Here is a 3,898-nt window from a genome sequence, read left to right as displayed (position 1 = left end):
GGCCAACGGGGGGAGGGTGTGGGCAGCCACTGGTGGAAGCAGCTCACGGCAGCGGACTTCCAGACCTGTCAACTAAGCGATCCAGCGGCAAGCCCCGCTGGGACCTACGCTCGTCCTTCTGACTGGTAAGGCTCTGCAGTTCGTTTCAGTTGCAAGTCGGACTGGGCTGCGCTACAGTTCACCACATATACCACCCGGTTCCCCTCGAGGGGCCGGGTTTTCTCTTGCCCCAAAACCCCACCGCATCCTACGGACAGCGCGTGGGTCTGCATGGCAGCGCTGTAGAGGAGCCTAGCCGCCTCAGCATGCTCAATCGGAAGACAGCACCGCGACGGGTAACACCCACTACACTGAGGCCGATGTGAGGTACGCCACATTGTGCACCTCGCGAACTGGTGGGCGCGGCAGGTTTCGAACCTGCGACCCCTCGCTTGTAAGGCGAGTGCTCTCCCACTGAGCTACGCGCCCGGAAACGCCGTACGGCGGACCGGCGGTTGGCAGCTTACCCTGCCGCCCACCGGCCCGACCGGACACCTCACCTCGCCAGGATCGGGGTCAGGCGCTGGCCTCCGCCAGAGCCTTACGCCAGCCCTGCTGGTCGCGGGGCTCGCCCGGCATGTTCATCTCGGCGAAGCGGACGATGCCGGCCTTGTCGATGACGAAGGTGCCACGGTTGGCGATGCCGGCGACGTCGTTGAAGACTCCGTACGCCTGGGCGACGGCACCGTGCGGCCAGAAGTCGGCAAGCAGCGGGAACTGGTATCCCTCCCGGTCGGCCCAGATCTTGTGGGCGTAGACCGAGTCGACGCTGACGGTCAGCACCTGGACGTCGTCGCTGACGTACTCGTCGAGGTTGTCCCGCACCTCGCACAACTCACCCTGGCAGACGCCGGTGAACGCCAGCGGGTAGAAGACCAGCAGGACGGTACGACGACCGCGGAAGTCGGCGAGCCGGACCTCCTGGTTGTTCTGGTCCTTGAGTACGAAGTCCGGCGCCTCGGCGCCAACCTCGATCGGCATGTGCACTCCTCGGGATCGAGTTGGGATGGCCTCAGCCTGTCACACCTGGTGAACCGTCACTTCCGGCCCTTGGCGCCGCGACGCAACACGAGGCGGGCACCACTCCAGTCCTTGCCGGCGTTCACCGTCGAGGTCTGCTGAAGGCCGGCGGTGGGCGCGGCCTCGGCGATCTCGCTCGGCTCGACGTGGCCGTCGCGGCCGGCCTTGGGCGTCAACAACCACACGACGCCGTTGTCGGCCAGCGGGGCGAGGGTCTCGACGAGCAGTTCGAAAAGGTCACCGTCGCCGTCCCGGTACCACACCAGCACCGCGTCGACCACCTCGTCGGTGTCCTCGTCGACCAGCTCACCACAACGGTCGATCAGGGCGTCCCGGAGGTCGGAGTCGACGTCGTCGTCGTACCCGATCTCCATGACGACCATCCCCGGCTCGATGCCGAACCGGTCCGCCAGGCTGCGTACCCCGTCGGCAGCCTGACCAGCGGTCGCGCTCACTGTCGCGTGCCTCCTCATCTCGTGCAATCCACGGCACCCTGGTCGACGCCGTCAGGCAAAGTCCACACAGTTGCGGCCTCCTGCGCAAGTGGCGCACCGGGTGGAACGAAATTTACCGCGCCAGCAGCGTACGGGCACCCTGGGTGATGGCCTCCTCGGAGACCAGGACCTGACGGGCAGCCGGACCTAATGGCACAAATGAGTCAACTGCCGCCACTCGCCGCGCGGCACCGACATATCCGGCATCGACCAGGGTGGCGAGCACCCCCTCACCCACCCCGCCCGAGCGCCGCGTCTCGTCCACCACCAGCACCCGGCCGGTCGCGGCGGCCTCCCGGATGAGGTCCGCCACCGGCAGCGGCGCGAGCCACCGCAGGTCCACCACCCGGCACCCGATGCCCTCGTCGGCCAGCTGCGACGCGGCCCGCAGCGACATCCGTACGCCGTTACCGAACGTCACGATCGTGACGTCCTCGGCCGAGCCGACGCCGTACACCCGGGCCCGGCCCACCGGCACGTGCCCACTCGCCCAGGCACCTGGTTCGAGATAGCCGGCCAGCCACTCGCCGTCGCCGTCGGTGTAGAGGTCGCGGGTGTGGTAGAGCCCGATCGGCTCCAGGAAGACGCAGACACTGCCGTCCACCGTCGCGCTCGCCAGGCAGGTCCGCAGCATCGCCGCCGCGTCGTCCGGACGGGCCGGCACGGCGATCACCAGGCCGGGCACGTCCCGGAGTACGGCCACCGAGTTGTCGTTGTGGAAGTGCCCGCCGAAACCCTCCTGGTATGCCAGGCCCGCCACCCGCACCACCATCGGGTTGCGCAGCGCGCCCTGCGAGAAGAACCCCATGCTCGCCGCCTCACCGCGCAGCTGGTCCTCACCCCCGTGCAGGTACGCCAGGTACTGGATCTCCGGCACCGGCAGCATGCCGGCCAACCCCGCACCCAGACCGAGGCCGAGAATCGAGGTCTCGTCGAGCAACGTGTCGAACACCCGGGCCGCGCCGAACCGGTCGCGCAAGCCCTTCGTCACCCCGTACATCCCGCCCTTGGCGGCGACGTCCGCGCCGAAGACGGCGAGTTGCGGCTGGTCGAGCAGCCCGTCGGTGAGCGCGGCGTTGATGCTCTGCGCGAGCGTCAACGGGCCGGACAGCTCGGGCGGTTTGCCGCCGAACGCCTCGGCCCGGGCCGCCGCGCCCGCACCCGCGGCCCGACTGGCGGCGTCGGCTACCGCCCGTGCCACCCGGGCCGGCCGGCGCGGCGCCAGCGGGGCGATCACCTCGGCGGCGCTCGTCAGCTTCGGTTCGTCGAGCACCTGCTCGGCGATCCGGCGGATCTGCCAACCGATCTCGTCGTACCGGTCGAGCAGCTCCACGCCACTGGCCAGGCCCAGTTCGACAAGCCGGCGTGCGGTGGCGACCACCGGGTCGGCGGCCAGGTCGGCGGCGATCTCCTCGGCGGCGCGGTACCCGCTCTCGGCGTCCGCGCCCGCGTGGCCCATCAGCCGTACCGTGCTCAGGTGCAGCACCGCCGGGCGGCGGTGCCGGCGCACCCACGCCGCGGCCTCGGCCGCCGCCTGGTACGCCCCGACCAGGTCGGCGCCGTCCGCGTCGAAGTACCGGATGCCGGGTTTCGACCGCAGGGCCGTCGCCACCCACCCCTGCGGCGACCGGACGCTGACACCCAGGCCGTTGTCCTCGCAGACGAAGAGCACCGGGATCCGCAGACCGGTGTGGTCGTACCAGCCGGCGGTGTTGAACGCGGCGGTGGCGCTGGCGTGGTTGATCGAGGCGTCGCCGAAGGAGCAGACGACTATCGCGTCCGGCGCCCAGGGCGTCGTCTCCGGGTCGTGCGGGGTGGGCGCACCCTTGGCGTCCAGCCGGCGCAGCCGTTCCACGGCGAGTGCCATCCCGACCGCCCGGGGCAGGTGCGCGCCGACGGTCGAGGTGGTGGGCACCACGGCGAGGTCGGCGCGGCCGAAGACCTTGTGCCGGCCACCGGCGATCGGGTCCTGGGTCGAGGCGACCATTCCGCGCAGCACGTCCCGCGCCGCCTCGGCGTACGCCGACACCACCGGCCGCCGCACCGAGGCCATCCGCACCCCGGGCCCGAGGTCGCCGTCTCCGACGGCCTCGCCGTTCCCACCGGCGTCACCGTCGCGGCCGTCGGCACCGGCACCGCCGTCGGCGTCGTCGCGGCCGTTCGCACCCGTGCGGCTGGGCACGTCGTCGCGACCGGCCGCGTCGGCTGGGGATCCGGCCGGGGGTGCGGTGGCCGGGGTGTCGGCGGCGGGTGAGGTGGCCTGGTCGGCGGTGCTCCGGCCGGCGGTGCTCTCGGCCCGGTCACCCCACACCCGGGGGTCCGCGGCCGGGGCGGCGGCGTCGGCG

3 protein-coding genes and 1 tRNA gene are annotated in these 3,898 nt (G+C 71.3%); all 4 read right to left on the bottom strand.

From position 1 onward, the window contains the following. Positions 1-393: 393 nt before the first annotated feature. Positions 394-468, bottom strand: a tRNA-Val gene (locus C1I93_RS29275). Positions 469-555: 87 nt separating this feature from the next. After that, positions 556-1,020, bottom strand: a complete 465-nt coding sequence (locus C1I93_RS29270; RefSeq protein ID WP_111246492.1) for a peroxiredoxin — start codon at positions 1,018-1,020, stop codon at positions 556-558. Between the two features lie 56 nt (positions 1,021-1,076). Next, complete coding sequence (locus C1I93_RS29265) at positions 1,077-1,514, bottom strand: DUF3052 domain-containing protein (protein ID WP_111246491.1); 438 nt, start codon at positions 1,512-1,514, stop codon at positions 1,077-1,079. 112 nt (positions 1,515-1,626) lie between these two features. Then, on the bottom strand, positions 1,627-3,864 hold the full coding sequence (locus tag C1I93_RS29260) for a thiamine pyrophosphate-dependent enzyme (RefSeq protein WP_258378372.1): 2,238 nt from the start codon (positions 3,862-3,864) through the stop codon (positions 1,627-1,629). Positions 3,865-3,898: the final 34 nt, after the last annotated feature.

Source organism: Micromonospora endophytica (assembly GCF_003236305.1).
In the GTDB taxonomy this organism is placed as follows: domain Bacteria; phylum Actinomycetota; class Actinomycetes; order Mycobacteriales; family Micromonosporaceae; genus Micromonospora; species Micromonospora endophytica.
Note: the sequence above shows the minus strand (reverse complement) of the source record. Positions and strands in the feature narration are given on the sequence as shown.

What these genes read in the sequence shown, in the direction of transcription:
- C1I93_RS29270 (WP_111246492.1), bottom strand. Translation starts at nt 1,020, where the DNA reads ATGCCGATCGAGGTTGGCGCCGAGGCGCCGGACTTCGTACTCAAGGAC.